The sequence below is a fragment of the Kitasatospora sp. NPDC051853 genome, assembly GCF_044452665.1.
Taxonomy (GTDB): Bacteria; Actinomycetota; Actinomycetes; order Streptomycetales; family Streptomycetaceae; genus Kitasatospora.
Map to the genome: position 1 here is coordinate 41,334 of NZ_JBITBY010000019.1, position 24,878 is coordinate 66,211.

Below are 24,878 nucleotides of genomic sequence, written 5' to 3' on the forward strand. Positions count from 1 at the left end.
CAGTCGCCTATTCTTCCACAGCCTCCGCCGTGGACCGAAATCGGCCGAGCTCCTGGTCCCAGGTCAGCCCCAGGATGCTGAGCGCCTCGCGCTCCTTCTTGTCGAAGTCGCCGTACTGCCAGCGCTGCACCAGGTCGGGCCGGTTGGCCAGAGTGCGGGTGAAGGCCTGCTCGCGGCGCCAGCGGGCGATCTTGCCGTGGTGGCCGCTGAGCAACACCTCCGGCACCTCGCGGCCGCGCCACTCGGCGGGCTTGGTGTAGACGGGCCCTTCGAGCAGGTCCGCCATGGCACCCGGCGCGAAGGAGTCGTCCCGGTGGGACTCCGCGTTGCCGAGCACTCCGGGCAGCAGCCGGGCGATCGCCTCGACCATCACCAGCACCGCGACCTCGCCGCCGGCCAACACGTAGTCACCGATGGACGCCTCGACCACCGGCATCCGGGTGGCGGCCTCCTCGATCACCCGGCGGTCGATGCCCTCGTAGCGCGCGGGCGCGAAAGCAAGCCACTGACGGCCCGCCAGCTCCTGGGCCAGCTCCTGGGTGAACGGCTTCCCGCTCGGGGTCGGCACGACCAGGGTCGGCACCTCGCCCTCGGGCCCCTGGGCGAGCACCGCGTCCAGGGCGGCGCCCCACGGCTCGGGCTTCATCACCATGCCGGGGCCGCCACCGTACGGGGTGTCGTCCACGGTCCGGTGCACGTCGGTGGTCCAAGACCGCAGGTCGTGCAGGTGAACGTCGAGCTGCCCCCGGGCCCGGGCCTTGCCGACCAGGGAGACGTTCAGTGGCTCCAGGTACTCCGGGAAGATCGTGACGACGTCGATGCGCATCTCGCTCATGCGCGAGCCCCGCCGGCCGCCTCGTCGGGCGCGTAACCGGTCGACGCACCGTCAGCTTCCGTCTCCCCGGCCACCTCCGGGTCCGCGGCGTCCGCCGCGTCCGCACGGACCACCTCGGCGTCCGCCGGGTCGATCAGCCCGGGCGGCGGGTCGATGACCGCGCGCTGGTTCTCCAGGTCGATGGTCGGCACGATCCGCGAGACGAACGGCACCAGCACCTCCGTCCCGTCCGGCTTGGTGACGGTGAGCAGGTCCTGGTACGGCAGGTGGACCACCTCGGTGAGCTCGCCCACCAGGGTGCCGTCCAGCATCACCACATCGAGGCCGATCAGCTGGTGGTCGTAGTACTCCTCGGGATCGTCCGGGCGCTCCTCCGGGTCGACCTCCGCGATCAGCATCGTGCCGCGCAGGGCCTCGGCCGCGTTCCGGTCCTTGACCCCCGCGAAGCGGAGCAGCAGCCGACCGCTGTGCACCTTGCCCGACTCAATGGTCAGCGGGCCGACCGACGCCGGGTCGGTGAGCAGCACCGCACCGGGCCCGAGCCGCAGTTCCGGCTCGTCGGTCCGGACCTCGACGCTGACGTCCCCCCTGATGCCGTGGGCGCGGCCGATCTTGCCGACGACGAGCTGCACGGTGATCGTTCTCCTGATCCTTTGGTCCTTGAAGCGATGAACACGCGAGCGGCACCCGTGCGGGCGCCCCCGGTACGCAGAAGGACCGGCCGGGACGACATGCGTCCCGGCCGGTCCCTGAAACCTGACGATCGAACGTCAGCGAATGCTGTCCACGTCGACCAGGTCGACGCGAACGTTGCGACCGCCGAGGGCGCCGACCACGGTGCGCAGAGCGCGAGCCGTGCGGCCGCCCCGGCCGATCACCTTGCCGAGGTCATCGGGGTGTACGCGCACCTCGATGGTGTTGCCCCGACGCAGGTTGCGCGAACGCACCTGCACCTCGTCGGGGTGCTCGACGATGCCCTTCACCAAGTGGTCCAGGGCGTCCTCGATCACGATCAGGCCTCGGTGGAAGCGGCGTCGGCCTCAGCCTCGGCCTTGTCAGCCTTCTTGGCCTTCGGGGTGATGGCAACACCGGTGGTGCTGTCCTCGAAGCCGGCGACGGCCTTCGCGAAGAGGTGCGAGAAGTCCTCGACCTTCGGCTCGGCAACCTTCAGCGGCTCCGGAGCCGGCAGGCCCTTGAACTTCTGCCAGTCGCCGGTCAGCTTCAGGATGGCGAGGACCGGCTCGGTCGGCTGGGCGCCGACGGACAGCCAGTACTGGGCGCGGTCGGTGTCGACCTCGATCTTCGAGGGGTTGTAGGTCGGCTGGTAGATGCCGATCTCCTCGATCGCGCGACCGTCACGCTTGGTGCGCGAGTCGGCGACGACGATGCGGTAGTGCGGGGAGCGAATCTTGCCGAGACGCTTGAGCTTGATCTTGACTGCCACGGGAGTGGATTCTCCTGGTGTTGACGTGGGTGAGCAGCCACTACCGTCGCGTGGGGTTGCGAGGTGGGCCGTTCAAGGGACACGCCAGCCGTAGGAGAGAGGGGTCCTGCTCGGCTGCCGAGTACTCAGCTGTCCATTCTGCCACACGCCGAGGGAACGCCCGACCAGGGCCCGGGCCTGCCGACCCGCGGTCGCGGGCCCGAACTGCTGCCCCACACCCGCTGCCCCGCACCCGCCGGCCCGCGCCGGTCGGCCCGACCGAGGGCCCCCGCCCCCGGTTGAGCCGAATCTCGGCACGACAGGCACTGCACACCACGAGCAGTGCAGGTTGTACGGCACTGCGAGTACTACGGGACTGCAGGACTAACAGGACTTGCGGGACTTCCGAACCAGCAGGACCTTCGGTACTGCGGAACTACCGGGGCCACCGGCCCCACGTGCGAACAGCGCGGTACGTTCGGCTCATCCGCCTGGCAACGGATGGCCACCCCCCGACCGGCTGCGGTGGAACGCCCCTGCTTACTGCCTTACTGCTCAGGCGATCCGGAACGGCTGCTGGCAGGCGCCACAGACGATCGACGCCTGGGCGAGCACCGACGGCACCACCCGGACGTTGCGACCGCAACCGCAGATCGCCTTGACGCGGACGCCGCCACCGGAGGAACCGTGCCGAGCTGCCGGCCCGCGGAACGCGCGGTGCCCGCCCTCTCCGTTGACCGCGAGCTGGTGCGCGCCGAGGGCGCGGTCCAGACGCTCGATCGTCTCGGAGTACCGCTCCTGCGTCTCCGTCAACATGGTCACCTGGGAGAAGCCGCTGCTGGCGTGCGGCTCGATCGGGTGCGCCAGGCCGAGCTCGGAGGCGAGCATCAGGAAGCGGCGGTTGTGGTAGCGGCCGGCTCGCGAGGTGTCCCGGATGTCCCGGGCGGCGGCGAGGCCGTGGGCGGCTTCGTGCAGCAGTCGCTCGAAACCGAGCTGGGTGCCGCAGGCCGAGGAGGACTCACCGATCAGCGCCTCGGGCGAGGCGAGGTCGGGGAGGTCCTGGTGGTGGGCCTGGATGTCGCTCCAGGCGGCGGCCAGTTCGGCCGCCAGGACGAGAGGCTGTGTCGTGCTCACGCTAGACCAACGATGCAGTGAGAGCCGATGTTCCGCGAGTTTCCGTTCACGGGGAATTCCCAGCGAACTTTCAGGAATGCACTGCCGTGCGCGAATTGCGCGGCCTGTATCTGACGCAAGACCAACCCCCTGCAACTTTGGGCCCGGCGAACCTCGCCAGGCTCTCGGCTATCGCCCGGGAGCGGTTGCTCCCCTTGCGGCGAACGGCCCGTGGCGGTGTCGAGAATTGACAGGGCCACGGGCCGTATACCGTACCGCTAGTTCACCATGACCGGGAGTTGACCGGTCAGTAGTCTCACCAGACAGTCAGTCGGCGGTAGAACATTCGCACTGCATAAGTCACGTTCGGAGTGCTGCGAAGAGCAGGCCTGGGACGAGACCTGGGACCGGTTCCGGACCGAGCGCGAACTCGGACTCGGACTCCTGCCCCGGGCCCCTGCCCCGGACTCGGCCTGGGGCTCAGTAGGCCCGGGCCACGATCGCGACGTTGCCCTCCTGGTCGTCCGTCGCCGGCACGGAGCCGTCGGCGGCGACGATGCAGCGGACCGAGACGCCCTGCTCGGCCAGCTTGGCCTCGCCCTCCGGGCCGAGCTCGGCCCAGGAGATCCGGCCCCAGCCGGTGGCCGCGGCCTCGACCGCCTCGTCGAGGTTGGTGACCTCGACGGTGCGGGCCAGCCGGCGCTCGCGGGACTGACGGAGCAACAGCTCCTGGTCCTCCTCGAGGATGCCGGGCAGCATCGCCGCCAGGCCGTCGATCGAGACCGGCTCCTTGCCGCCGGGGATGCGGCGGGCCAGCATCGCGGTGCCGTTCTCCAGGTCTCGCGGGCCGACCTCGATGCGGACCGGAACGCCCTTGAGCTCCCAGTCCACGGCGCGGCGGCCGAAGGGGGTGTCGGTGCGGTCGTCCACGACCACCCGCACGCCCGCCGCCTCCAGCTGGGCACCGATCTCGCGGACCTTGGCCAGCACCGCGTCGTCGCCCTTGATGGCGAGCACGACGGCCTGCACGGCGGCCAGGCGCGGCGGGACGCGCAGCCCGTTGTCGTCGCCGTGGGACATGATCAGGCCGCCGACCATACGGGTCGAGACGCCCCAGGAGGTCTGCCAGACGTGCTCGCGCTCGGCGCCCTGCAGCTGGTAGGTGGTGTTGAACGCCTTGGCGAAGTTCTGGCCCAGCTCGTGGCTGGTGCCCATCTGCAGCGCCTTGCCGTCGCCCATCATGCCCTCGAGGGTGAGGGTGTTGATGGCGCCGGCGAAGCGCTCCTTGGCGGTCTTGCGGCCGAGCACCACGTCGATGCCGAGCACGTTGGTCATGAAGTCGCCGTAGACCTGGGTGTGGATCATCGACGCGTAGTCGCGGGCGTCCTCGTAGGTGGCGTGGGCGGTGTGGCCCTCCTGCCAGAGGAACTCGGTGGTGCGCAGGAAGACGCGCGGACGCAGCTCCCAACGGACCACGTTGGCCCACTGGTTGATGAGCAGCGGCAAGTCGCGGTGGCTCTGCACCCACTTGGAGAAGTACTCGTTGATGATGGTCTCGGAGGTCGGCCGGACGACGACCGGCTCCTCGAGCTCCTTGCCGCCGCCGTGGGTGACCACCGCGAGCTCGGGGGCGAAGCCCTCGACGTGCTCGGCCTCCTTGGTCAGGTAGGACTGCGGGATGAACATCGGGAAGTAGGCGTTCTGCGCGCCCGCCTTCTTGATCCGGGCGTCCATCTCCTGCTGCATCCGCTCCCACAGGCCGTAGCCGTACGGTCGGATGACCATGGTGCCGCGGACCGGGCCGTTGTCGGCCAGCTCGGCCTTGTTGATGAGGTCCTGGTACCAACGCGGGAAGTCGTCCGCCTGGGGAGTGAGCACGGGTGCCTTAGCCATGGGGCAGATGGTACGGGGAGTGGGCCCCGGACCGTGAATCCGTTTCACCTGGTAGCCGTGCCCGGCCGTCGGCCACGTGACCGGCGGGTAGCCCGGCGAGGGGAGCGGCTGCCCGGCCGACGGTGCTCCGGAGGGCGCACCGGGGGCGCATCACCCATGTGGCGGGACACCACCCTGCACCCCTCTGGACGCCGGGGCCCGGCGGCTGTTCGCTGGTGTCGGGGCGGGACTTTGGGGGGTTGGTTATCGATGCGACGACCCTGTGGTGACCCAAGGACCGGATGGAGGCCGAGATGGCTTCGGCGCAGTTGACCGGCACGACCTCGGAGGCGACTCCGGACTGGCTACGTTCCTCCGAACCGGACGGCCACCCCGTCCGGACGAGCCGGGCCCGTGACTGGGCGGAGATCCAGGAACGGATGCTGGTGCCGCTCTACCAGGCCGTGTACGAGCGTTTGGAGGTCGGCCCGGCGACCAGTCTGCTGGGCCTCGGCTGCCGCTCCGGGCTGGCCCTGCTGCTGGCCGCCGAGCGCGGCGCGCAGGTGGCCGGCACCGAGGCCGACCCCGAACTGCGCGAGCTGGCGACGGCACGGGGCCTGACGGTGCACCAGGCACCCACGGCGACCGCCCGTCCGGAAGCCAGCCCGGGAGTCAGCCCGGACGGCCGCCCCGGCACCCGGACGGCGGCACCCGTCGCCCGCTCGGCGCACTCCCTGGTGACGGTCTTCGAGCAGTTGCAGACCACGCGCGCCCCCGGCCTGCTGGTGGAGGCCGCAGCCCGGCGGGTGCTGACGGGCGGTCAGCTTGTGCTGGCGGCCTGGGGTCCGTCGGAGCGGTGCGAGAGCGCCTCCGTGCTGGAGGTGGGGCAGCGGCCGGCCGGTTCGGGCCAGGGGGTGCGGACCGGGCTGCTGCCGGGGCCGTTCGCGCTGAGTGCGCCCGGGGGTCTCGAGTCGCTGTTGTTCCGCGCTGGTCTGCGCCCGGCCGGGGGCGGCCGGGTCGCCTGCCCGTTCGCCTACCCGGACCTGGAGAGCGCGGTGCGCGGGCTGCTCTCCACCGGGCTGTTCGACGCCGCCCTGGCGGAGTCGGGGCAGACCCTGGTGGCGAAGGAGCTGGAGGAGGCGCTGCACCCGTTCGTTCGCCCGGACGGCTCGGTCCGGATGACCAACCTCTTCCGCTACGTGGTCGGCGAGCGGGTCTGACTCTCACCGGAACCAGCCCGCACAGTGCACACACGCCACCCACGGCAGCAGTGTGCCCCGGCCCCTTCCCGGGCCGGGGCACACGTTCCACGGACCGTCAGCTGCGGTCCAGCTCCTTGGTGTTGCGGGTCACTCCCGCCGCCCGGTAGGCGGCCTCCTCGTCGAGGGTCTCGGCCTCCAGCAGCGCCGCGGCCAGCGCGTCCAGCTGGCCCCGGTGCACGTTCAGCAGCCGGACGGCCTCCTCGTAGCACTCGGCGACGATCCGGCGGGCCTCCTCGTCCACCGCGTCCAGGGTGGTCGGCGCGGCGGAGAGGCCGTAGGCGCCCTGGGTGTCGCTGGGGACGGCGGTGAGCCGGCCGACCCGTTCGCTCATGCCCCAGCGGCCGGCCATCCCCCGTGCGATGTTGGTGACCTGTTCCAGGTCGCTCTCCGCGCCCGTCGTGATGACGCCGTAGACCACCTGCTCGGCCGCCATGCCGCCGAGCGCGCCGATGATCCGGCCGCGCAGGTAGGGCTCGGTGTACGAGTAGCGGTCGGTGTCGGGGGTGGAGAGGGTGACGCCCAGGGCCCGGCCGCGCGGCACGATGGTGATCTTGCGGACGGGGTCGGCTCCCGGCTGGAGCATGCCCAGCAGGGCGTGGCCGCTCTCGTGGTACGCGGTGCGTTCCCGCTCCCCCTGCGGCATCACCAGCGGGCGGACGGCGCCGAGTTGGACCTTCTCCAGGGCGTCCGAGAGGTCGTCGGCCCCGACCCGGTCCTGCTTGCGCTTGACCGCGAGCAGGGCGGCCTCGTTGACCAGGTTGGCGAGTTCGGCGCCGGTCATGCCGGGGGTGACCTTGGCCAGTTGGGTGAGGTCGGCGTCGGAACCGAGCGGCACCGTCCGGGTGTGGATCTTGAGGATCTCCACCCGGCCGTCGCGGTCGGGCGGGCTGACGGTGATCCGGCGGTCGAAGCGTCCGGGGCGCAGCAGCGCCGGGTCGAGGATCTCGGCGCGGTTGGTGGCCGCGATGACGATGACGCCCTCGGAGCCGGAGAAGCCGTCCATCTCGGTGAGGATCTGGTTGAGCGTCTGCTCGCGCTCGTCGTGGCCGCCCATGCCGCCACCGCCGCCGCGCTGGCGGCCGATGGTGTCGATCTCGTCGATGAAGATGATGGCGGGTGCCACCTTCCGCGCCTCGGCGAAGAGCTCCCGGACCCGCGAGGCGCCGACGCCGACGATCATCTCGATGAACTCGGAGGCGGAGGCGGAGAAGAACGGTACGTTCGCCTCCCCCGCGACGGCCCGGGCGAGCAGGGTCTTGCCGGTGCCGGGCGGGCCGGTGAGCAGCACGCCGCGCGGCATCTTGGCGCCGAGCTTGCGGTACTCCTGGGGGTTCTTCAGGAAGTCGACCACCTCGCTGAGTTCGGCCTCCACCTCGTCGATGCCGGCCACGTCGGCGAAGGTGGTGCGCTTGCCCTCCTCCGGGTTGACCGGCTTCGGCGGGGCCTTCCGGCCGAAGCCGCCGGCGCCGCCCATCCCGCCCGCCATCCGGCGGGCCAGCAGTACCCAGATCACCACCAGCAGCAGCATCGGGGCGAGCGAGATCAGCAGGTTGGCCAGGAAGCTGCGCTGCTGCACCACCGGTTCGGCGGTGACGGTGACGCCCTGCTGCTGGAGGGTGTTCCAGAGGCCGTCGTCGGCGAAGGCCGGGCGCTGGGTGGTGAAGTCGGTGTAGTTCCCCTTGGCGCCGTCCGGCTTGGGCGCGGCGGCCTTGAGGGTGCCCTCGATGGCGTCGCCCTTGGAGTAGATCTGGGTGATGTTGCCCTTGCCGAGCTGGTTGCGGAACTCGGTGTAGGAGATGGTGGTGCCGCCCGAGCCGCCGAAGGTGTTCAGCAGCAGCTCGGCGAGCAGGAAGACGGCGAGCGCGGTGAGGAGCATGCCGGCCCAGCCGCCGGGCATCTTCTTCTTCGGCGTCGGCGGTGGCGGGGCGCCCTCGGACCGCCAGGGCTGGTCGGGGGTCTGACGGGGCGGTACGGGATTGCTCACCCATCGGACAATACGGACATCCGGACGGGCCGACCAAGGCGCAACGCCGCACCCCACAGCGCTCCACGGCCCTGACGACCGCTCAGACCCGGGCGCCTCGGACTCGGCACCTCAGACCCGGCGCCTCAGGCCCGGCGCCTCAGACCCCCGGCCACTCCTCCGCCGTCAGGGCGAAGCGCTCGTGGTCCCGCCAGGCCCCGCTCAGGAAGAGCATCCGCGGCGTGAACCCCTCGTGCCGGAACCCCAGCCGCCGCGCCATCGCGATCGAGCGCTCGTTCTCCGGCTGGACGTTGATCTCCAGCCGGTGCAGCCCGAGGCCGCCGTCCACCTGCCCGGCGAAGCAGCGGTCCACCACCAGCCGCATGCCCTCGCTCATCAACCCCTTCCCCGCGTACGGGAGGTAGGAGTCGTAGCCGAGCGCGGCGTTGCAGAAGCGGCCCATCACGATGTTGGCCACGTTGCACTTGCCGACCAGGCCGCCGGTCTCCCGGTCGAGGATCAGGAAGGTGCGCAGGCCGGGGCCCTGGCGGTCGAGCAGTTCGGGCAGGCCGTCCGGCTCCACCGGGTTCCACCGCCCGACGTGCTCGGCGGAGCGGCGGACCGCCGCCGCGTACGGTCCTGCGTCTGCCGCCCTCGGGGCCCTGATCTCCACTCGCACGGAACCATCATCGGGCATGGCGACGGCCCGCCACCGGAAGAGGTGACGGGCCGTCGGAAACTCGCCTGCGGACGGGACGTCCGCAGCGGGTCAGAGCAGGTCCTTGAACTCCTTGGGGAGCTCGAAGTCGGCCGGGCCCTTGCCCGCACCGAGCCCGAAGGCACCGCCGGGGGCCTGCGCGCCGTCGCCCGCACCGGCACCCGCGCCGAGCGCCTTGCGCTCCGCCGCGGCCGCCTCCTCCTGGGCCCGCTTGAGCGGGTTGCCGCTCTTGCGCTTGCCCTTGGCCGGCTGGGCCTTCTTGGCGGACTTCTTGCCGCCGCCCATGCCAGGGATCCCCGGCATGCCGGGCATGCCCTTGCCGGAGGCCATCGCGGACATCATCTTGCGGGCCTCGAAGAACCGCTCGACCAGGTTCTTCACCTCGCCGACCTGGACGCCGGAGCCCTTGGCGATGCGGGCCCGGCGGGAGCCGTTGATCAGCTCCGGCTCGGCCCGCTCGACCGGGGTCATCGACTTGATGATCGCGCCGACCCGGTTGACGTCCTTGTCGTCGATGTTGTTGATCTGGTCCCGGATCTGGCCCATGCCGGGGAGCATGCCGAGCAGCTTGGAGATCGAGCCCATCTTCTGGACCTGCTCCAGCTGGGACAGGAAGTCGTCCAGCGTGAACTGCTTCGGGCCGCCGCGCAGCTTGGCGGCCATCTTCTCGGCCTCGGCCTGGGAGAAGGTCTGCTCGGCCTTCTCGATCAGGGAGAGCATGTCGCCCATGCCGAGGATGCGCGAGGCCATCCGGTCCGGGTGGAAGGCGTCGAAGTCGTCGACCTTCTCGCCGTTGGAGGCGAACATGATCTGACGGCCGGTCACGTGCGCGACCGAGAGGGCCGCGCCACCGCGGGCGTCGCCGTCCAGCTTGGACAGCACCACACCGGTGAAGTCGACGCCGTCGAGGAAGGCCTGGGCGGTGGTGACCGCGTCCTGGCCGACCATGGCGTCGACCACGAACAGGACCTCGTCCGGGTTGATCGCGGCCCGGATGTCGGCGGCCTGCTGCATCAGCTCGGCGTCGATGCCGAGGCGGCCGGCGGTGTCGACGATGACCACGTCGAACTGCTTCTGCTTCGCGTACTCGACCGAGTCGCGGGCCACCTGCACCGGGTCGCCGACGCCGTTGCCCGGCTGCGGGCCGTAGAAGGCGACGCCGGCCCGGTCGGCCATCACCTCGAGCTGGGTGACGGCGTTGGGGCGCTGGAGGTCGCAGGCCACCAGCAGCGGGGTGTGCTTCTGCGCCTTGAGCCAGTGGCCGAGCTTGCCCGCCAGGGTGGTCTTACCGGCACCCTGGAGACCGGCCAGCATGATCACGGTCGGGCCGGACTTGGCGTACTTCAGGCGGCGGGTCTCGCCACCGAGGATGGCGATGAGCTCCTCGTTGACGATCTTGATGACCTGCTGCGCCGGATTGAGCGCGCCGGAGACCTCCGCGCTCGCCGCGCGCTCCTTGATCCGCGCGATGAAGGCGCGCACCACGGGCAGCGCGACGTCCGCCTCGAGCAGGGCGATCCGGATCTCGCGGGCGGTGGCGTCGATGTCCGCCTCACTGAGGCGGCCCTTGCCCCGGAGGTTCTTGAACGTCGCTGCGAGGCGGTCGGAGAGAGTGTCGAACACGTCGGTCGCGGGTCCCTTGCGGCATCGGTACGGGTACTGTCGTCGCCCCCAGGGTATCCGGCCCCCACTCCAACGGTCCCCACCCGGTCGGAAGCGATCCCCGGAGGGGTCGTCGGAGGGCCCCGGGAGGGGTCCTGGGGGAGGCCCTGCGGGGAGGTCCGGGGAGGGGGCGTCGGAGCAGCGGCGGAACACCCCTCGGACCGCCCGCTCAGGACAGTGCCTCCTGCACCGCCGCCGCCACCTCCCGGGCCCGCTCGGCGGTCAGCGGACCGCCCGCCGGATCGGTCAGGTAGAAGGCGTCCACCGCCTCCGCGCCCAGGGTGGAGACGTGCGCGGTGCGGACCCGGGCGCCCGCCCCGTCCAGCGCCCGGCCGATCCGGTGCAGCAGTCCGGGGGCGTCGTGCGCGCGCACCTCCAGCACCGTCGCCGAGCTGGACGCGCCGCCCGGGGCGACCGTGACCACCGGCGGCGGGGTGGCGATCCCGCGGCGGCGCGGCGCGGCGGCGTCCCGCTCCGCCAGCTTCCTGGTCACGTCCAGCGAGCCGTCCAGGGCCCGCCGCAGGTCGGCCCGGAGCCGGGCCGCCTCCGGGAGTTCGCCGTACTCGGCCGCCACCGTCCAGCCCAGCAGCAGCACCGGCCCGGCCCCCGCCGGGTCCAGTTCGCGCAGCCCGGCCGAACGGACCGTCAGGCGGTGCAGCGCCAGTACCCCGGCCACCGTGCCGAGCAGGCCGGGCCGGTCCGGCAGGGCCAGCGTGAGCTCGACGCCCATCGGCTCGGTGGCGCCGTCCGCCGGGCCCGTCCCGGCGGTCACGGCGTGGGCCAGCAGGGTGAGCGCGGGCTCGCCGGTGCGGGCCGCCTCGACCGCCAGCCGTTCCTGCTCGGCGGTCGGGCCCGAGGCCCAGCCGAGCTCCGCGGCCGGTTCCTGAGCGCCCGTCAGCCGTGCGGCGGCCCGCCCGGCCAGGCCGGAGACCAGCGAGGCCCGCCAGGCGCTCCAGGCGGCGGGGCCGGTGGCGGTGGCGTCCGCCTCGGTGAGCGCGTGCAGCAGCTCCAGGTGGGAGAGGGTGCCGGTCACCTCGGTGATCAGCTCCACGGTGGCCGGGTCGTCCGGGTCCCGCCGGGTGGCGGTGTCCACCAGGGTGAGGTGGTGGCGGACCAGCAGCGCCAGGGTCTCCACGTCCGCCTTGTCGAAGCCCATCCGGGCGGCCACGTCCCGGACGATCACTTCGCCCGCCTCGGAGTGGTCGCCGGGCCAGCCCTTGCCGATGTCGTGCAGCAGTGCGGCCACCAGCAGCAGGTCGGGCCGGGCCACCCGGCGGGTCATCGCGGCGGCCCGCACCGCGGTCTCGATCAGGTGCCGGTCGACCGTCCAGACGTGCACCGCGTTGCGCTGCGGGCGGCAGCGCACCCGCTCCCAGTCCGGCAGCAGACGGGTGATCAGGCCCTCGGCCTCGTACGCCTCCCAGACCGGTACGGCCGCCTCGCCCGCGCCGAGCAGGGTGACCAGCTGGGCCCGGGCCTCGTCCGGCCAGGGCACCGGGAGCGGGGCGGCCTCGGCGGCCAGGCGCCGCACGGTGGCGTAGGAGACGGTCAGCCCGGCCTGGGCGGCGGCCGCGGCGGCGCGCAGCGGCAGCACCGGGTCCTGGGCCGGCTTCGCGGACTGCGCGAGCACCGCCTCGCCGTCCTGTTCGACCACGCCCTCGGCCAGCGGGCTGCGCTCCACCGCACCTCGGGCCACCGCTCCGTTGCCCCGCCCGGCCCCGCCGAAGGTGAACAGCCGGCTCCGGCGGACCCGCCCGCCCCCGCCGCGCGCGGCCAGCACCCGTTCGACGGACCGCCAGGTGACGTCCGCCGCGTAGGAGATGGTGCGGGCCGCCTCGTAGACCTGGCGCAGCAGGGTGTCGGCGTCCAGCACGCCGAGCCGGGCGGCGACCTGGTCCTGTTCCTGGAGGGCGAGCCGCTCGGTGGCCCGGCCGGTGGTCAGGTGGAGGGCGTCGCGGACGTCGGCGAGCCGCTCGGCGGCGGCCTCCAGGCCGTCCCGGGGGGCGTCGGCGAGCCAGCTGGCCGCGATCGCGTTGAGCGCCACCACGTCCCGCAGGCCGCCCCGGGCCTCCTTCAGGTCGGGCTCCAGCAGGAAGGCCAACTCGCCGTGCCGCTCGGCCCGTTCGAGGCAGGAGGCACGCAGCTCGGGCAGCCGCCCGGGGGCTCCGGCCCGCCAGTCGGACAGCACGGCGGAGCGCAGTTCGGCGGTCAGCTCGGCGTCCCCGGCCAGGTGGCGAGCGTCCAGCAGGCCGAGCTGGGCCTTGAGGTCGTCGGCGGCCACCGCGCGGGCCTCGGCGGGGGTGCGGACGGCGTGGTCGAGGGCGGCGCCGCCGTCCCAGACGGGGTACCAGATCCGTTCGGGCAGGGCCGGGTCGAGCGGGCCGCGGTGGAGCAGCAGCACGTCCAGGTCGCTGCGCGGGGAGAGCTCGCCGCGGCCGTAGCCACCGACCGCCACCAGGGCGGTCCCTGACGGTGCGCCGGCCGCCGCGTACAGGCCGGCCAGCCAGTCGTCGGCGAGCCGGGCCAGCGCCTTGCGGCGGACGGCTCCGGTCAGACCGGGTTCGTCGAGCAACCGGGCGCGGGCGGCTGCGTGGTCGGAAGGCTGGTCGGTGGTGGTCACGTCGGTTCCCCGTCCGTCTTGCCTGCGGCTGGCTGCTGTCCCCGGCCGGACCCGGCCGGACTCGACCGGACCCGCCCGGCCCCGGACACACGTCCGGGGAGGCGTCCGGACACGCGTCCGGATACGCGTCCGGCGGACCGGCGACCACCAGGGTCACCGGCCCGCCTGGGACCGTCGGTTGCTGCTCTCGAATGATGCCGGTCGTCCCGGTCCCGCTAGATCGCGTCGGGGCCGCGTTCGCCGGTCCGTACCCGGACGGCGGTGTCGACCGGGACGCTCCAGACCTTGCCGTCGCCGATCTTGCCGGTGCGGGCGGCCTTCACCACGACCTCGACCACGTCGTCGGCCATGTCGTCCTCGACCAGGACCTCGATCCGGACCTTGGGGACCAGGTCGACGGTGTACTCGGCACCCCGGTAGACCTCGGTGTGGCCCCGCTGACGGCCGTACCCGCTGGCCTCGGTGACGGTCAGTCCGTGCACCCCGAAGGCCTGCAGGGCGTTCTTGACCTCGTCCAGACGGTGCGGCTTGATGACTGCGGTGATGAGCTTCATCAGGCGTCGACCTCGGCCTTCTTCGGAGCGGCGGTGACAGTGGAGGCGGAGGTGCGGCCCAGGCTGGCGCCGACGGCGCTGAAGTCGTAGGCGGACTCGGCGTGTTCGGCCTGGTCGATGCCGGCCACCTCGACGTCCTCGGAGACCCGGAAGCCGATGGTCTTGTCGATCGCCTTGCCGAGCAGCCAGGAGAGCACGAAGGAGTAGAGGCCGACCACGACCACGCCCATCGCCTGCTTGCCCAACTGGCCGACGCCGCCGCCGTAGAACAGGCCCTGCGCGGTCTGGCCGACGTGGCCGGTGGCGAAGAGGCCGACCAGCAGCGAGCCGATGACGCCGCCGACCAGGTGGACGCCGACCACGTCGAGCGAGTCGTCGAAGCCCCAGCGGTACTTGAGGCTGATCGCGGCGGCACAGGCGACACCGGCGATGACACCGATGGCCACCGCGCCGAGCGGGCTGACGGAGCCGCAGGCGGGGGTGATGGCGACCAGGCCGGCCACCGCGCCGGAGGCGGCGCCCAGCGTGGTGAACGCGCCGTGCCGGATCTTCTCGTAGGCCAGCCAGCCGATCACCGCGGCGGCGGTGGCCACCTGGGTGTTGACGAAGGCCATCCCGGCCACGCCGTTGGCGGCCAGCGCCGAGCCGGCGTTGAAGCCGAACCAGCCGAACCAGAGCAGGCCGGAGCCGAGCATCACCAGCGGCAGGCTGTGCGGGCGCATCGGGTCCTTCTTGAAGCCGATCCGCTTGCCGAGCACCAGGCAGAGCGCGAGGCCCGCCGCACCGGCGTTGATGTGGACGGCGGTGCCGCCGGCGAAGTCGATCACGCCGTTGCGGTCACCGAGCCAGCCGCCGTTGCCGCCGTCGAAGAAGAACACCCAGTGCGCGACCGGGAAGTAGACCACCGACACCCAGAGCGCCACGAACAGGCCCCAGGCGGCGAACTTGGCGCGGTCCGCGATGGCGCCGCTGATCAGCGCCGGGGTGATGATCGCGAACATCAGCTGGAAGGCGGAGAACGCGGTGACCGGGATGGTGCCGGTGAGGTCGTTCAGGCCGATGCCGCGCATGCCCAGGTAGTCGAGGTTGCCGATCAGACCGGCGCCCGAGTCCGGGCCGAAGGCCAGCGAGTAGCCGTAGAGGACCCAGAGCACGCTGACGATCGCGAGCGAGACGAAGCTCATGACCAGCATGTTGAGGGTGCTCTTGACCCTGACCATGCCTCCGTAGAAGAAGGCCAGGCCCGGGGTCATCACCATGACCAGGGCCGCACAGATGAATACGAAGGCGGTGTCGCCAGCGCTGAAGCCGTCCGGCATCGGCGTCTCCTCGTGGGTGCAGTGCCGCTCCACACCCGGGATACCTGTCCCGTGCCACCCGGGGTGTCGGCGTTGAGGAGGAGAGTGCCGAAGGCGGATTTCGGCCAGTGCGGCTCGGTGTTTCGCCGCCGTGACGAGCACCACGGCGGCGTTACGAGGAGGTGAACGAGTACTGCGTGCGGGGGACCCGCGGCTGTGAGGTCCGCAGGTCCCGGGCTCCGGGAGGGCTCAGCTGCTCTGGACGAACTCCGGGATGTTCTCCACCACCCGGTCGGAGAGCTGGGTGACGGCGTCCAGGTCGCCGTAGTTCTGCAGCGCGTTGGCGGTGGTCTTGCGGATGCGGGTGTTCAGCCGCTCGGAGCGGACCTTGGTGGCGATGGCCACCGCCTCCTCGGCCACCGCGACGGCCTGCCGGGGCTCGTTCTGCAGCAGGTGCACGCTGGCCATGCCGATCAGGTTGAAGGCGTAGCTGCGGACGTGCTCCTTGTCCTGCCGGAAGAGGTCCACCGCGCGCTGCATCACCGGCTCGGCCATCGAGGCGTAGAGCGGGCTGCGGTTGGCGTGGTACGCCAGGTCGCGGTACGAGTGCGAGTTCTCGCCGTTCAGCTCGGCCTCGGTGAAGAACTTCAGCCAGCCGGGCGAGTTGTCGTCGAACCGGGTGTCGCTGAAGGTGTCCTCGGCCATCCGGACCGCGCGGGCGCAGCGGTTCACCTCTCCGATGGTGGCGTAGGCCCGGGCCTCCATGGCGAACAGCAGCGACTGCTGGCGCGGGCTGGCGGTGTCCCGGCTGCCGTACTGCGCCAGGTGGATCAGCTCCAGGGCGTCCTCGCCCCGGTTGAGGTGGATCATCTGGCGGCTCATGTCGGTGAGGATCTGCGCGCCGAACGGCCGGTCCCCCGCCTCCTTGGCGGCGTGCAGGGCGAGCACGTAGTACTTCTGCGCGCTCGGGTGCATGCCGACGTCGTACGACATCCAGCCCGCCAGGTGGGCGAGTTCCGCGGTGAGCCGGAACAGCCGCTTGGTGGTCTGCTCGGGGTAGGTCTCCTGCAGCAGATCGGTGACCTCGTGGAGTTGGCCGACCACCGCCTTGCGGCGCAGACCGCCGCCGTTCTGCGCGTCCCACTGACGGAACATCACCGTGGTCTGCTCCAGCAGCTGGAGCTCCGGCTCGGAGAGGCGGCCGGTGAACTGCTCACCGCCGTTGGCGGCGGCCAGGATCGGGGTGGGGGTGCCGGCCGGGTTGGGGGTGAGCCAGCGCTGCATCGGCTCGATCAGGGCGGTGCCGGCCGTCAGGGCCAGCGAAGTGCCGAGGAAGCCACGGCGGTTGAGCATCAGGTCGCTGCGGGAGTACTCGCTGATCAGCTGCACCGTCTGCGGCGCGCTCCACGGCAGGTCGACCCCGCTGTCCACGGTGGAGACCGGCACGGCGGTGCGCAGGCCGAGGTCCTCGATCGAGACCACCGAGCCGAAGCGCTCCGAGAACAGCTGCGACATGATCTTCGGGATCGGCTCACGGGGCTGCTCGCCGTCCAGCCAACGGCGGACCCGGGAGGTGTCGGTGGAGACGTGATGGGCGCCGATCTGCCGGGCCCGGCGGTTGACCTGCCGCGCCAACTCCCCCTTGGACCAGCCACTGCGGCCGAACCAGGAGGTCAGCTTCTCGTTCGGTTGCTTCTCTGCCATGGGTAAGCGCCCCATCCCGCCCGGCCCCTCGGGGCCCCGATCGTCTTCGCACTCCCCGCCCTGGGTGAGCGGCCCGCTGCGTTCCGTGTGCTGAACGTAACGCGACAAGCACCGCCCCGGGGAGCGTGCCCGGATAATCGCCACCTTTCGCCACCCCTGCGAGTGAACTACGCGACGGCCGGGGGCGCTTCACTGGTAACCGGCACCACGCCCGCCCAACTCGCCGTGCCGCCAGGGATCTTGACGACCCGGCAGCAGCCGGACCAGGAAGGGGAGTCCCGTGCAGCTCCGACGATCCGGCATCCGCAGTGGGGGCGCAAGCGGCCTGCTCGCCCGGCACCCACGAATCGGAGCACTCCGCCTGCTGCGCGCCGCCGACGCACGACCCGCTTCACGTCGCACAATCGACGCACCGCCACGGTCCGCCGGTCCCTCCGCCGACCCGTCCGGCGGTCCGTCCGACGACGCGCCCCGTAACCACCGGCATTCCGAACCTGTTGGGGGAGGCATGGAAACCCTCTTCGGCGAACTCCGCTTCGGCACCCGCCGCCGGACCCGCGGCACCGCGTACGAGGCCGCCGCTGAGTACACCGGGCGCTGGGGCTGGGCGGTGGCGGTCGGCACCGGCTCCGCCACCCCCGCCGACGGCCGCTGCGACTGCGGCACCGTCCACTGCGCGGCGCCCGGCCTGCACCTCGGGCTCGGCCCCGCCGTCGACCCGGCCTCCGGCACCGGCACCGCCGGGCTGGACGTGCTCCGGGACGGCTCCTCCCCCGCCGCGCTGCTGCTGCCCGCCGGCCGCTCCTTCGACGTGCTCGACGTCCCGGCGCAGCCCGGCCTCCAGGCACTGGTCCGGCTGGAACGGATGGGCACCCAGGTCGGGCCGGTGCTCGGCCTGCCGACCGGGCGGCTGCTCTTCTTCGTCGCCCCCGGCGCCGCCCAGCGCCTCCCCGACCTGCTCTACCGGATGGGCTGGGACGACACCACCCTCGACCTGGCCTGCCACGGCGAGGGCACCTACGTGGCCGCCCCGCCCACCGTCCTCGGCCCCCTCGGCCCGGCCCGCTGGCTCCGCCGCCCCTCCCGCGAGTCCGCCGCCTGCCCCCCGGAGGCCCGCCTCCTCCTCGGCACCATCGCCTACGCCTGCCACCGCACCCGGGAGCGCACGCCGGTCACGGCCTAGCAGACGCCAGTGGTCACACCGGGGGCGCGAGGAACTGCGCGAGGCGGAAGGCCACTCACCTGCAACTGAGGCTCCATCAGCCGGTTGCACGTGCTGCCGTTCCCCTGCGCGCAGTTCCCCGCGCCCCTGGTGTGACCACTTCTCCCGGTGCGGAGCTCAGTCGCCGATCAGCGCGTCCACGAAGGCGCCCGGCTCGAACGGGGCGAGGTCGTCCGCGCCCTCGCCGAGCCCGATCAGCTTGACCGGCACGCCGAGTTCCCGCTGCACCGAGATGACGATGCCGCCCTTCGCGGTGCCGTCCAACTTGGTGAGCACGATGCCCGTGATGTCCACCACCTCGGCGAACACCCGCGCCTGGACCAGTCCGTTCTGCCCGGTGGTGGCGTCGAGGACCAGCAGGACCTCGTCCACCGGCCCGTGCTTCTCCACGACCCGCTTGACCTTGCCGAGCTCGTCCATCAGACCGGTCTTGGTGTGCAGCCGGCCCGCGGTGTCGATGAGCACGGTGTCGGCGCCCTCCGCGATGCCCTCCTTGACCGCGTCGAAGGCGACCGAGGCCGGGTCCCCGCCCTCGGGCCCGCGGACGGTGGCGGCACCGACCCGCTCGCCCCAGGTCTGCAGCTGGTCGGCGGCGGCGGCGCGGAAGGTGTCGGCGGCGCCGAGCACCACCTTGCGCCCGTCGGCGACCAGCACCCGGCCGAGCTTGCCGGAGGTGGTGGTCTTGCCGACGCCGTTGACGCCGACGACCAGCACGACGGCCGGGCGGCCGTCCTCGTGCTTGGCGGTCTTCAGCTGACGGTCGGCGTCGGCACCGATCAGGGCGACCAGCTCCTCGCGGAGCAGGCCGCGCAGCTCCTCGGGGCTGCGGGTGCCGAGCACCTTGACCCGGGTGCGCAGGTTCTCGACCAGCTCCTGGGTGGGCTTCACGCCGACGTCGGCGGTGAGCAGGGTCTCCTCGATCTCCTCCCAGGTGTCCTCGTCGAGGCGGTCCCGGGAGAGCAGGGTGAGCAGGCCCTTGCCGAGCGAGTTCTGCGAGCGGGAGAGCCGGCCGCGCAGACGGACCAGACGGCCCGCGGTCGGTTCGGGGACCTCCAGCTCGGGGGCGGTCAGGGCCTCGTCGGGGGCCTCGATCTCCTGAGGGAGGGTCACCTCCTCGACGGTGCGGACCGGCTCCGGCGCCGACGCTGCGGACTCCTCGCCGACCTGCGGCTCGCGCGGGGGCGTGATGACGGGTGCCTCGGCCTTGGGAGGCAGCTGCTTACGTCGTCTGCCGCTGACGACGAGGCCCGCGACGGCGCCGATGGCGACGACCGCGATGACTACGGCAAGGATCACGTATTCCATAACGGACCCAGTATCCGCGACGCCCCCACCGCAGTGAACGAGGACATACGCCTCTTATGACGTAAGCCGGACAGACCGTACCTTTGTGTCCCATGACCGAGAACCACCAGGCCGTGGAGACCCGCGGCATCGAACCCGTGCCCGACGACGAGCGGCAGGGGCGGGTCCGCGAGCTGTTCCACACCTGGTTCGCCGCCAACATCAGCGTGCTGCTGCTCACCATGGGCGCCGGTCTGATCGTCCTGAACGGCCTGAACCTCTGGCAGGTCCTGCTGGTCGCCGTCTCCGCCGCCGTCCTCGCCTACGGGATCGTCGGCCTGCTGACCGTCTCCGGGAAGTGGGGCGGCTCCCCCGCCATGACGCTCTCCCGGGCGGTCTTCGGCGTCCGGGGGAACCTGGTGCCGGGCGCGGTGACCTGGGTGGCCCGGTTCGGCTGGGAGACGGTGAACGCGGTCACAGGCGCCTACGCCCTGCTCTCCGTCCTCGACCTGCTCTTCGGGATCAGGAGCAGCACGCCCCTCGTCGTCGTCACCCTGCTGCTCTTCGTCGGCACCACCTTCCTGGTCTCCGGCCTCGGCCGGAACGCGCTGCTCTGGTGCAACCGCTGGTCGGCCTACCTGTTCGGGATCTTCTCCGTCCTGGTGCTCGGCTACCTGGTGGCCACCGTCGAGTGGTCCGAGGTCTTCGCCCGCCCGGCCGGCACCACCGCGATGGTGGTCGCGGGCATCGGCACCATCGCGGCCGGCGGGCTCAGCTGGGCCCCGTCCGGCGCCGACTTCGCCCGCTACCTGCCGCGCGGGGCGAGCGCGCGGGGCATCGTGGGCACCGCGATCGGCGGCGCCGGGATCGTGGTGGTCCCGATGGTGCTGATGGGCGCGGTGATGGCGGTCGGCACCCCGGACCTGGCCTCCGCCTCCGACCCGGTGGCCTTCATCGGCGACCTGCTGCCGACCTGGCTGGCCGTCCCCTACCTGCTGATCGCGCTGATCGGCATGGTGCTGATCAACAGCCTCTCGATGTACTCGGCCGGCTTCACCGCCCAGACCATGGGCGTGAAGCTCCCCCGCGCCTGGGCGGTCTCCATCAACGCGGTGATCAGCCTGGTCGGCGGCCTGCTGCTGATGCTGGTGGCGAAGAGCTTCTACGGCTCCTTCATCACCTTCCTGACCATCCTGGCCGTCTCCTTCTCGGCCTGGATCGGCGTCTACGGCGTCGACATGCTGCGCCGTCACCGCCAGGGCCGCACCCGCTACGACGCCACCGCCCTGCTGGACACCACCCCGCGCTCCGCCTACTGGTTCAGGGGCGGCTTCTGCTGGCAGGCGCTCACCGCCTGGCTGTTGGCGATCGGCACCGGCCTGATGTTCACCCGGGCGGCCCTCAGCGCGGACGACGTCTGGTTCGCCGGCCCCTGGGCGAACAGCTGGATCGGCACCAACGGCCTGGCCTGGGTGGTCACCGTCCTGGTCGGCGCGGCGGTCTACGCGGCCCTGCCGCAGGCCCGCACCACCGCCGTGGAGACCGAGCCGGCGGCCACCGGCCCGCGCGCCCTGGTCAGGGACTGACCGCGGCCTCCCCCGGCCGCCGGGGCACCGCGCGCGGCTTCCGCTCGCGGTGCTCCTCGCGCAGCCGCTGGCTGATCACCTGGGAGATCCCGTCGCCCTTCATGGTGACGCCGTAGAGCGCGTCGGCCGACTCCATGGTGAGCTTCTGATGGGTGATCACGATCAGCTGGGAGCTCTCCCGCAGCTCCTCCATGATGGCGATCAGCCGGCGCAGGTTGGTCTCGTCCAGCGCCGCCTCCACCTCGTCCATCACGTAGAACGGGCTGGGCCGGGCCTTGAAGATGGAGACCAGCAGCGCCACCGCCGTCAGCGAGCGCTCCCCGCCCGAGAGCAGCGAGAGCCGCTTCACCTTCTTCCCCGGCGGCCGGGCCTCCACCTCGACGCCCGTGGTCAGCATGGACCCGGGGTCGGTCAGCACCAGGCGCCCCTCCCCGCCCGGGAAGAGCCGGGAGAAGACGCCCTCGAACTGCGCCGCGGTGTCGTGGTACGCCGAGGTGAAGAGCTGCTCCACCCGCTCGTCCACGTCCCGGACGATGTCCATCAGGTCCTTGCGGCTGCGCTTGAGGTCGTCCAGCTGCTCGCCGAGGAACTGGTGCCGCTCCTCCAGTGCCGCGAACTCCTCCAGCGCCAGCGGGTTCACCTTCCCCAGCTGCTGGTACGCCCGCTCGGCGGCCCGCAGCCGCTTCTCCTGCTCGGCCCGGACGTACGGGCGGGGCTCGCCCGGCTCCTGCCCCTCCTCCGGCAGCGCGGGCGGGACGAGCTGGTCCGGCCCGTAGGAGGCGAGCAGCTCGGCGCCCTCGATGCCGAACTCCTCCAGCGCCTTGGTCTCCAGCTGCTCGATCCGCAGCCGCTTCTCGGCCCGCAGCACCTCGTCGCGGTGCCCGGCGTCCACCAACTTGTCGAGCTCGCCCTTGAGTTCGCGGCCGTGCTCGCGCCCGGCGCGCAGTTCGGCCTCCCGGGCGGCCCGGTCCTGCTCGGCCTCGGCCCGCTCCGCCTCGGCCCGGGCCAGCGTGAGCTCCAGCCGGGCCAGCAACTGCCGGGCCCCGGCGGCCACCGCTCCGGCCACCCCGGCCTCGTGCCGGGCCCGTTCGCGCCGTTCGGCTGCCCGGGCCCGGGCCTCCCGTTCGGCCCGGGCGGCCCGGTCCAGCTGGTCGGCCCGGCCGTTCAGCCCGCGCACCCGCTCCTCGTGGGTGCGCACCGAGAGCCTGGCCTCCAGCTCGCCCTGCCGGGCCTCGGCGGCCCCCGCCGCGAGCTCGTCCCGCCGCGCCGGGTCGGGCTCGTCCTCGCCCGGGTCCGTCAACTCCTCGGCCACCGCCAGCCGTTCGGCCAGCTCCTCGGCGGCGGCCAGCGCCTGCGCCAGGCCCTCCTCGGCCCGGGTGACGGAGGCGGCCAGCCGTTCGGCCTCGCCCGCCGCCGCCCGGGCCTGCCCGCCGAGCCGCCCGAGCGCCCCGGCGGTGGCCGCCCGCTGCTTCTCGGCGGCCCGTCGACGGGCCGCCGACTCCTCGATCTCGGCGGTGAGTTCGCGCCGCAGCTCGGTGGCCCCGGCCAGTGCCTCGGCCAACTCCTCGCAGTTCAGGTCGAGTTCGGCGATCCGTTCGGCCGCCTCGGCCACCGCGGCCCGGGTCTCCAGCAGGCTCGGCGCCCCGGCCGCCCCGCCCTGCGCGAAGCCCGCCCCGAGCAGGTCGCCGTCCCTGGTCACGGCCGTCAGTCCGGGCTCGCGCAGCACCAGCTGGACGGCCTCGTCGAGGTCGTCCACCACCACGGTCCGGGCCAGCAGCCCGGCCACCGCGGGCCGCAGCTCCTCCGGCGCGGACACCAGCCCGGCAGCCCACCGCGGACCGCTCCCCGGAGCGCCCTCCACCGGAGCGGCCCCGCCGACCAGCAGCGCCGCCCGCCCGGCGTCCTGACCGCGCAGCAGCCGCAGCGCGGCCGCCGCCGTCGCCACCCCGTCCACCGCGACCGCCTCGGCCGCCGCCCCGAGCGCGGCCGCGACGGCCGTCTCGTAGCCGGGCTCCACCGCCAGCAGTGCGGCGGCCGGGCCGAGCACGCCCACGAGCCCGCCGTCGAGCAGCGCGCCGCTGCCGTCCTTGCGCCGCAGGCCCAGTGAGAGCGCCTCGTGACGGGCCGTCAGCCCGGCCCGCTCCTTCTCGGCCGCCGCCAGCGCCTCCCGTGCGGCGCCGACGGCGGCCGCGGCCCCGGCGGCCCGCTCCTTCGCCCCCTGGTGCGCCGCCTCGGCCTCCTCGTCACCACCGTCCGCGCCGCCGACCTCGGCCTCCAGCGCGGCGTACTCCTGCCGGGCGGCCTCGGCCCGCTCCACCGCGCCGTCCCTGGCCTCGGCCTGCCGGGCCAGTTCGGCCTCGGCCCCGGCCGCCTTGGAGCGCGCGGCGGCGGCCTGCCCCTGGAGCCGGGCCAGGCCCTCCCTGCGGTCCGCGATGGCCCGCGCGGCGGCCTTCAACCGCCCTTCCTCGGCGGCGAGTTCGCGCTCCAGCCCGTCCCGCCGCTCGACCGCCTCGGCCAGCGCGTACCGCGCCTCCTCCAGCGCCTCGGCGAGCGCCGCCTCCTCCTCGCGGACCCGGGCGGCCTCCCGCTCCAGCTCCTCCGGGTCCCGCCCGCGCCGCTCCTCGCCCTGTCCGGCGGTGAGGGCGTGCCGCACCCGGGCCTCGGCCAGGCCGATGGTGCCCCTGGTCCGCTCGCCGAGCGCGGAGAGCCGGTACCAGGTCTGCCGGGCCTCCTCCAGCCGCGGGCCGAGCTGCTCGACCTGGGCCTCCAGCACCGCCTCCCGCTGCTGGGCCCGGTCCAGCTCCTGCTCCACCGTGGAGCGGCGCAGCCGCAGCGCCAGCTCGTCGGCGATCTCGGCCTCCACCGCCCGGCGGAGCGTCAGCAGGTCGTCGGCGAGCAGCCGCAGCCGGGCGTCCCGCAGGTCGGCCTGGATCCCGGCCGCCCGCCGGGCGATCTTCGCCTGCCGCCCCAACGGCCCGAGCTGGCGGCGCAGTTCGGCGACCAGGTCCTGCACCCGGTTGAGGTTGGCGGCCATCGCGTCCAGCTTCCGCAGCGCCTTCTCCTTGCGCTTGCGGTGCTTGAGCACCCCGGCGGCCTCCTCGATGAAGGCCCGCCGGCCCATCGGGTCGGCGTGCAGCACGGAGTCCAGCTGTCCCTGGCCGACGATGACGTGCATCTCGCGGCCGATGCCGGAGTCGGAGAGCAACTCCTGGATGTCGAGCAGCCGGCAGGTCTCGCCGTTGAGGGCGTAGTCGCTGCCGCCGTTGCGGAACATCGTGCGGGTGATGGTGACTTCGGAGTAGTCGATGGGCAGCGCGCCGTCGGTGTTGTCGATGGTGAGGCTGACCTCGGCGCGGCCGAGCGGCTGACGGCCGCTGGTGCCGGCGAAGATGACGTCCTCCATCTTGCCGCCGCGCAGCGACTTGGCGCCCTGCTCCCCCATGACCCAGCTGAGCGCGTCCACCACGTTGGACTTGCCGGAGCCGTTGGGGCCGACCACGCAGGTGATGCCGGGTTCGAAGCGCAGCGTGGTGGCGGAGGCGAAGGACTTGAACCCGCGCAGCGTCAGACTCTTCAGGTGCACGCGCCCGTTCTCCTCACCTCGCCGGCCGCCCGGGGTTCACCTCCCGGATGGCCGACTGTATCCGTCCCCCCTCGCGGAGAACGGACAGGCGGTGGTTTGACCACGCCGGAGGCGGGCAATCTCATCGGCAAAAGGTTTCGGGAACGACGAAGGGACGCCGTCTCGGCGTCCCTCTTGTA

The 24,878-nt window shown here is 72.7% G+C and carries 18 protein-coding genes; 3 read left to right on the top strand and 15 right to left on the bottom strand.

Annotated elements, in window-relative coordinates:
* Positions 1-7: 7 nt before the first annotated feature.
* From trmD to proS, 6 genes are all read right to left on the bottom strand, one after another.
* Positions 8-826: a tRNA (guanosine(37)-N1)-methyltransferase TrmD gene (gene trmD, locus ACIA8O_RS37615; RefSeq protein ID WP_396298626.1), complete on the bottom strand. Its 819-nt coding sequence runs from the start codon at positions 824-826 to the stop codon at positions 8-10.
* A gap of 5 nt (positions 827-831) precedes the next feature.
* Positions 832-1,467 (bottom strand): ribosome maturation factor RimM, encoded by a 636-nt coding sequence (gene rimM / locus ACIA8O_RS37620; RefSeq protein ID WP_396298570.1) that lies wholly within the window; start codon positions 1,465-1,467, stop codon positions 832-834.
* 138 nt (positions 1,468-1,605) lie between these two features.
* Positions 1,606-1,845 carry an RNA-binding protein gene (locus ACIA8O_RS37625; protein ID WP_030306741.1) on the bottom strand — a complete coding sequence of 80 codons (240 nt, stop codon included), beginning with the start codon at positions 1,843-1,845 and terminating at the stop codon, positions 1,606-1,608.
* Between the two features lie 2 nt (positions 1,846-1,847).
* Positions 1,848-2,279, bottom strand: a complete 432-nt coding sequence (gene rpsP, locus ACIA8O_RS37630; RefSeq protein ID WP_396298571.1) for a 30S ribosomal protein S16 — start codon at positions 2,277-2,279, stop codon at positions 1,848-1,850.
* Positions 2,280-2,813: 534 nt separating this feature from the next.
* Positions 2,814-3,392 (bottom strand): hypothetical protein, encoded by a 579-nt coding sequence (locus ACIA8O_RS37635; RefSeq protein ID WP_396298572.1) that lies wholly within the window; start codon positions 3,390-3,392, stop codon positions 2,814-2,816.
* A 459-nt stretch (positions 3,393-3,851) separates the two neighbouring features.
* A complete protein-coding gene (gene proS / locus ACIA8O_RS37640) occupies positions 3,852-5,264 on the bottom strand; it encodes a proline--tRNA ligase (RefSeq protein ID WP_396298573.1) in 1,413 nt (470 codons plus the stop codon).
* 293 nt (positions 5,265-5,557) lie between these two features.
* On the opposite strand from proS, the gene ACIA8O_RS37645 reads away from it, so the two are divergent.
* Complete coding sequence (locus tag ACIA8O_RS37645) at positions 5,558-6,463, top strand: SAM-dependent methyltransferase (RefSeq protein ID WP_396298574.1); 906 nt, start codon at positions 5,558-5,560, stop codon at positions 6,461-6,463.
* 97 nt (positions 6,464-6,560) lie between these two features.
* Here the strand turns inward: ACIA8O_RS37645 and ftsH are convergent, their stop codons facing one another.
* From ftsH to ACIA8O_RS37680, 7 genes are all read right to left on the bottom strand, one after another.
* On the bottom strand, positions 6,561-8,489 hold the full coding sequence (ftsH, locus tag ACIA8O_RS37650; RefSeq protein ID WP_396298575.1) for an ATP-dependent zinc metalloprotease FtsH: 1,929 nt from the start codon (positions 8,487-8,489) through the stop codon (positions 6,561-6,563).
* A gap of 139 nt (positions 8,490-8,628) precedes the next feature.
* On the bottom strand, positions 8,629-9,165 hold the full coding sequence (locus ACIA8O_RS37655; RefSeq protein WP_396298576.1) for a GNAT family N-acetyltransferase: 537 nt from the start codon (positions 9,163-9,165) through the stop codon (positions 8,629-8,631).
* A 72-nt stretch (positions 9,166-9,237) separates the two neighbouring features.
* Positions 9,238-10,809, bottom strand: a complete 1,572-nt coding sequence (ffh, locus tag ACIA8O_RS37660) for a signal recognition particle protein (RefSeq protein ID WP_396298577.1) — start codon at positions 10,807-10,809, stop codon at positions 9,238-9,240.
* A 208-nt stretch (positions 10,810-11,017) separates the two neighbouring features.
* Positions 11,018-13,468, bottom strand: coding sequence for a [protein-PII] uridylyltransferase (locus ACIA8O_RS37665; protein WP_396298578.1), 2,451 nt, complete (start codon positions 13,466-13,468; stop codon positions 11,018-11,020).
* A gap of 215 nt (positions 13,469-13,683) precedes the next feature.
* Positions 13,684-14,022: a P-II family nitrogen regulator gene (locus tag ACIA8O_RS37670; RefSeq protein WP_396298579.1), complete on the bottom strand. Its 339-nt coding sequence runs from the start codon at positions 14,020-14,022 to the stop codon at positions 13,684-13,686.
* The gene (locus ACIA8O_RS37675; RefSeq protein WP_396298580.1) at positions 14,022-15,341 is read right to left on the bottom strand and encodes an ammonium transporter; all 1,320 of its coding nucleotides are present in this window, start codon (positions 15,339-15,341) and stop codon (positions 14,022-14,024) included. The genes ACIA8O_RS37670 and ACIA8O_RS37675 overlap by 1 nt, the downstream gene beginning before the upstream one ends.
* 228 nt (positions 15,342-15,569) lie before the next feature.
* Positions 15,570-17,024, bottom strand: coding sequence for a hypothetical protein (locus ACIA8O_RS37680; protein ID WP_396298581.1), 1,455 nt, complete (start codon positions 17,022-17,024; stop codon positions 15,570-15,572).
* Positions 17,025-17,532: 508 nt separating this feature from the next.
* Between ACIA8O_RS37680 and ACIA8O_RS37685 the strand changes: the two genes are divergently transcribed.
* Positions 17,533-18,207 (top strand): bifunctional DNA primase/polymerase, encoded by a 675-nt coding sequence (locus ACIA8O_RS37685; RefSeq protein ID WP_396298582.1) that lies wholly within the window; start codon positions 17,533-17,535, stop codon positions 18,205-18,207.
* 156 nt (positions 18,208-18,363) lie between these two features.
* Here the strand turns inward: ACIA8O_RS37685 and ftsY are convergent, their stop codons facing one another.
* Positions 18,364-19,551 (bottom strand): signal recognition particle-docking protein FtsY, encoded by a 1,188-nt coding sequence (ftsY, locus tag ACIA8O_RS37690; RefSeq protein ID WP_396298583.1) that lies wholly within the window; start codon positions 19,549-19,551, stop codon positions 18,364-18,366.
* A 92-nt stretch (positions 19,552-19,643) separates the two neighbouring features.
* On the opposite strand from ftsY, the gene ACIA8O_RS37695 reads away from it, so the two are divergent.
* Positions 19,644-21,116: a purine-cytosine permease family protein gene (locus ACIA8O_RS37695; RefSeq protein ID WP_396298584.1), complete on the top strand. Its 1,473-nt coding sequence runs from the start codon at positions 19,644-19,646 to the stop codon at positions 21,114-21,116.
* On the opposite strand, the gene smc is transcribed toward ACIA8O_RS37695, so the two are convergent.
* Positions 21,106-24,699, bottom strand: coding sequence for a chromosome segregation protein SMC (gene smc / locus ACIA8O_RS37700; protein ID WP_396298585.1), 3,594 nt, complete (start codon positions 24,697-24,699; stop codon positions 21,106-21,108). The genes ACIA8O_RS37695 and smc overlap by 11 nt on opposite strands.
* Between the last annotated feature and the right edge of the window lie 179 nt (positions 24,700-24,878).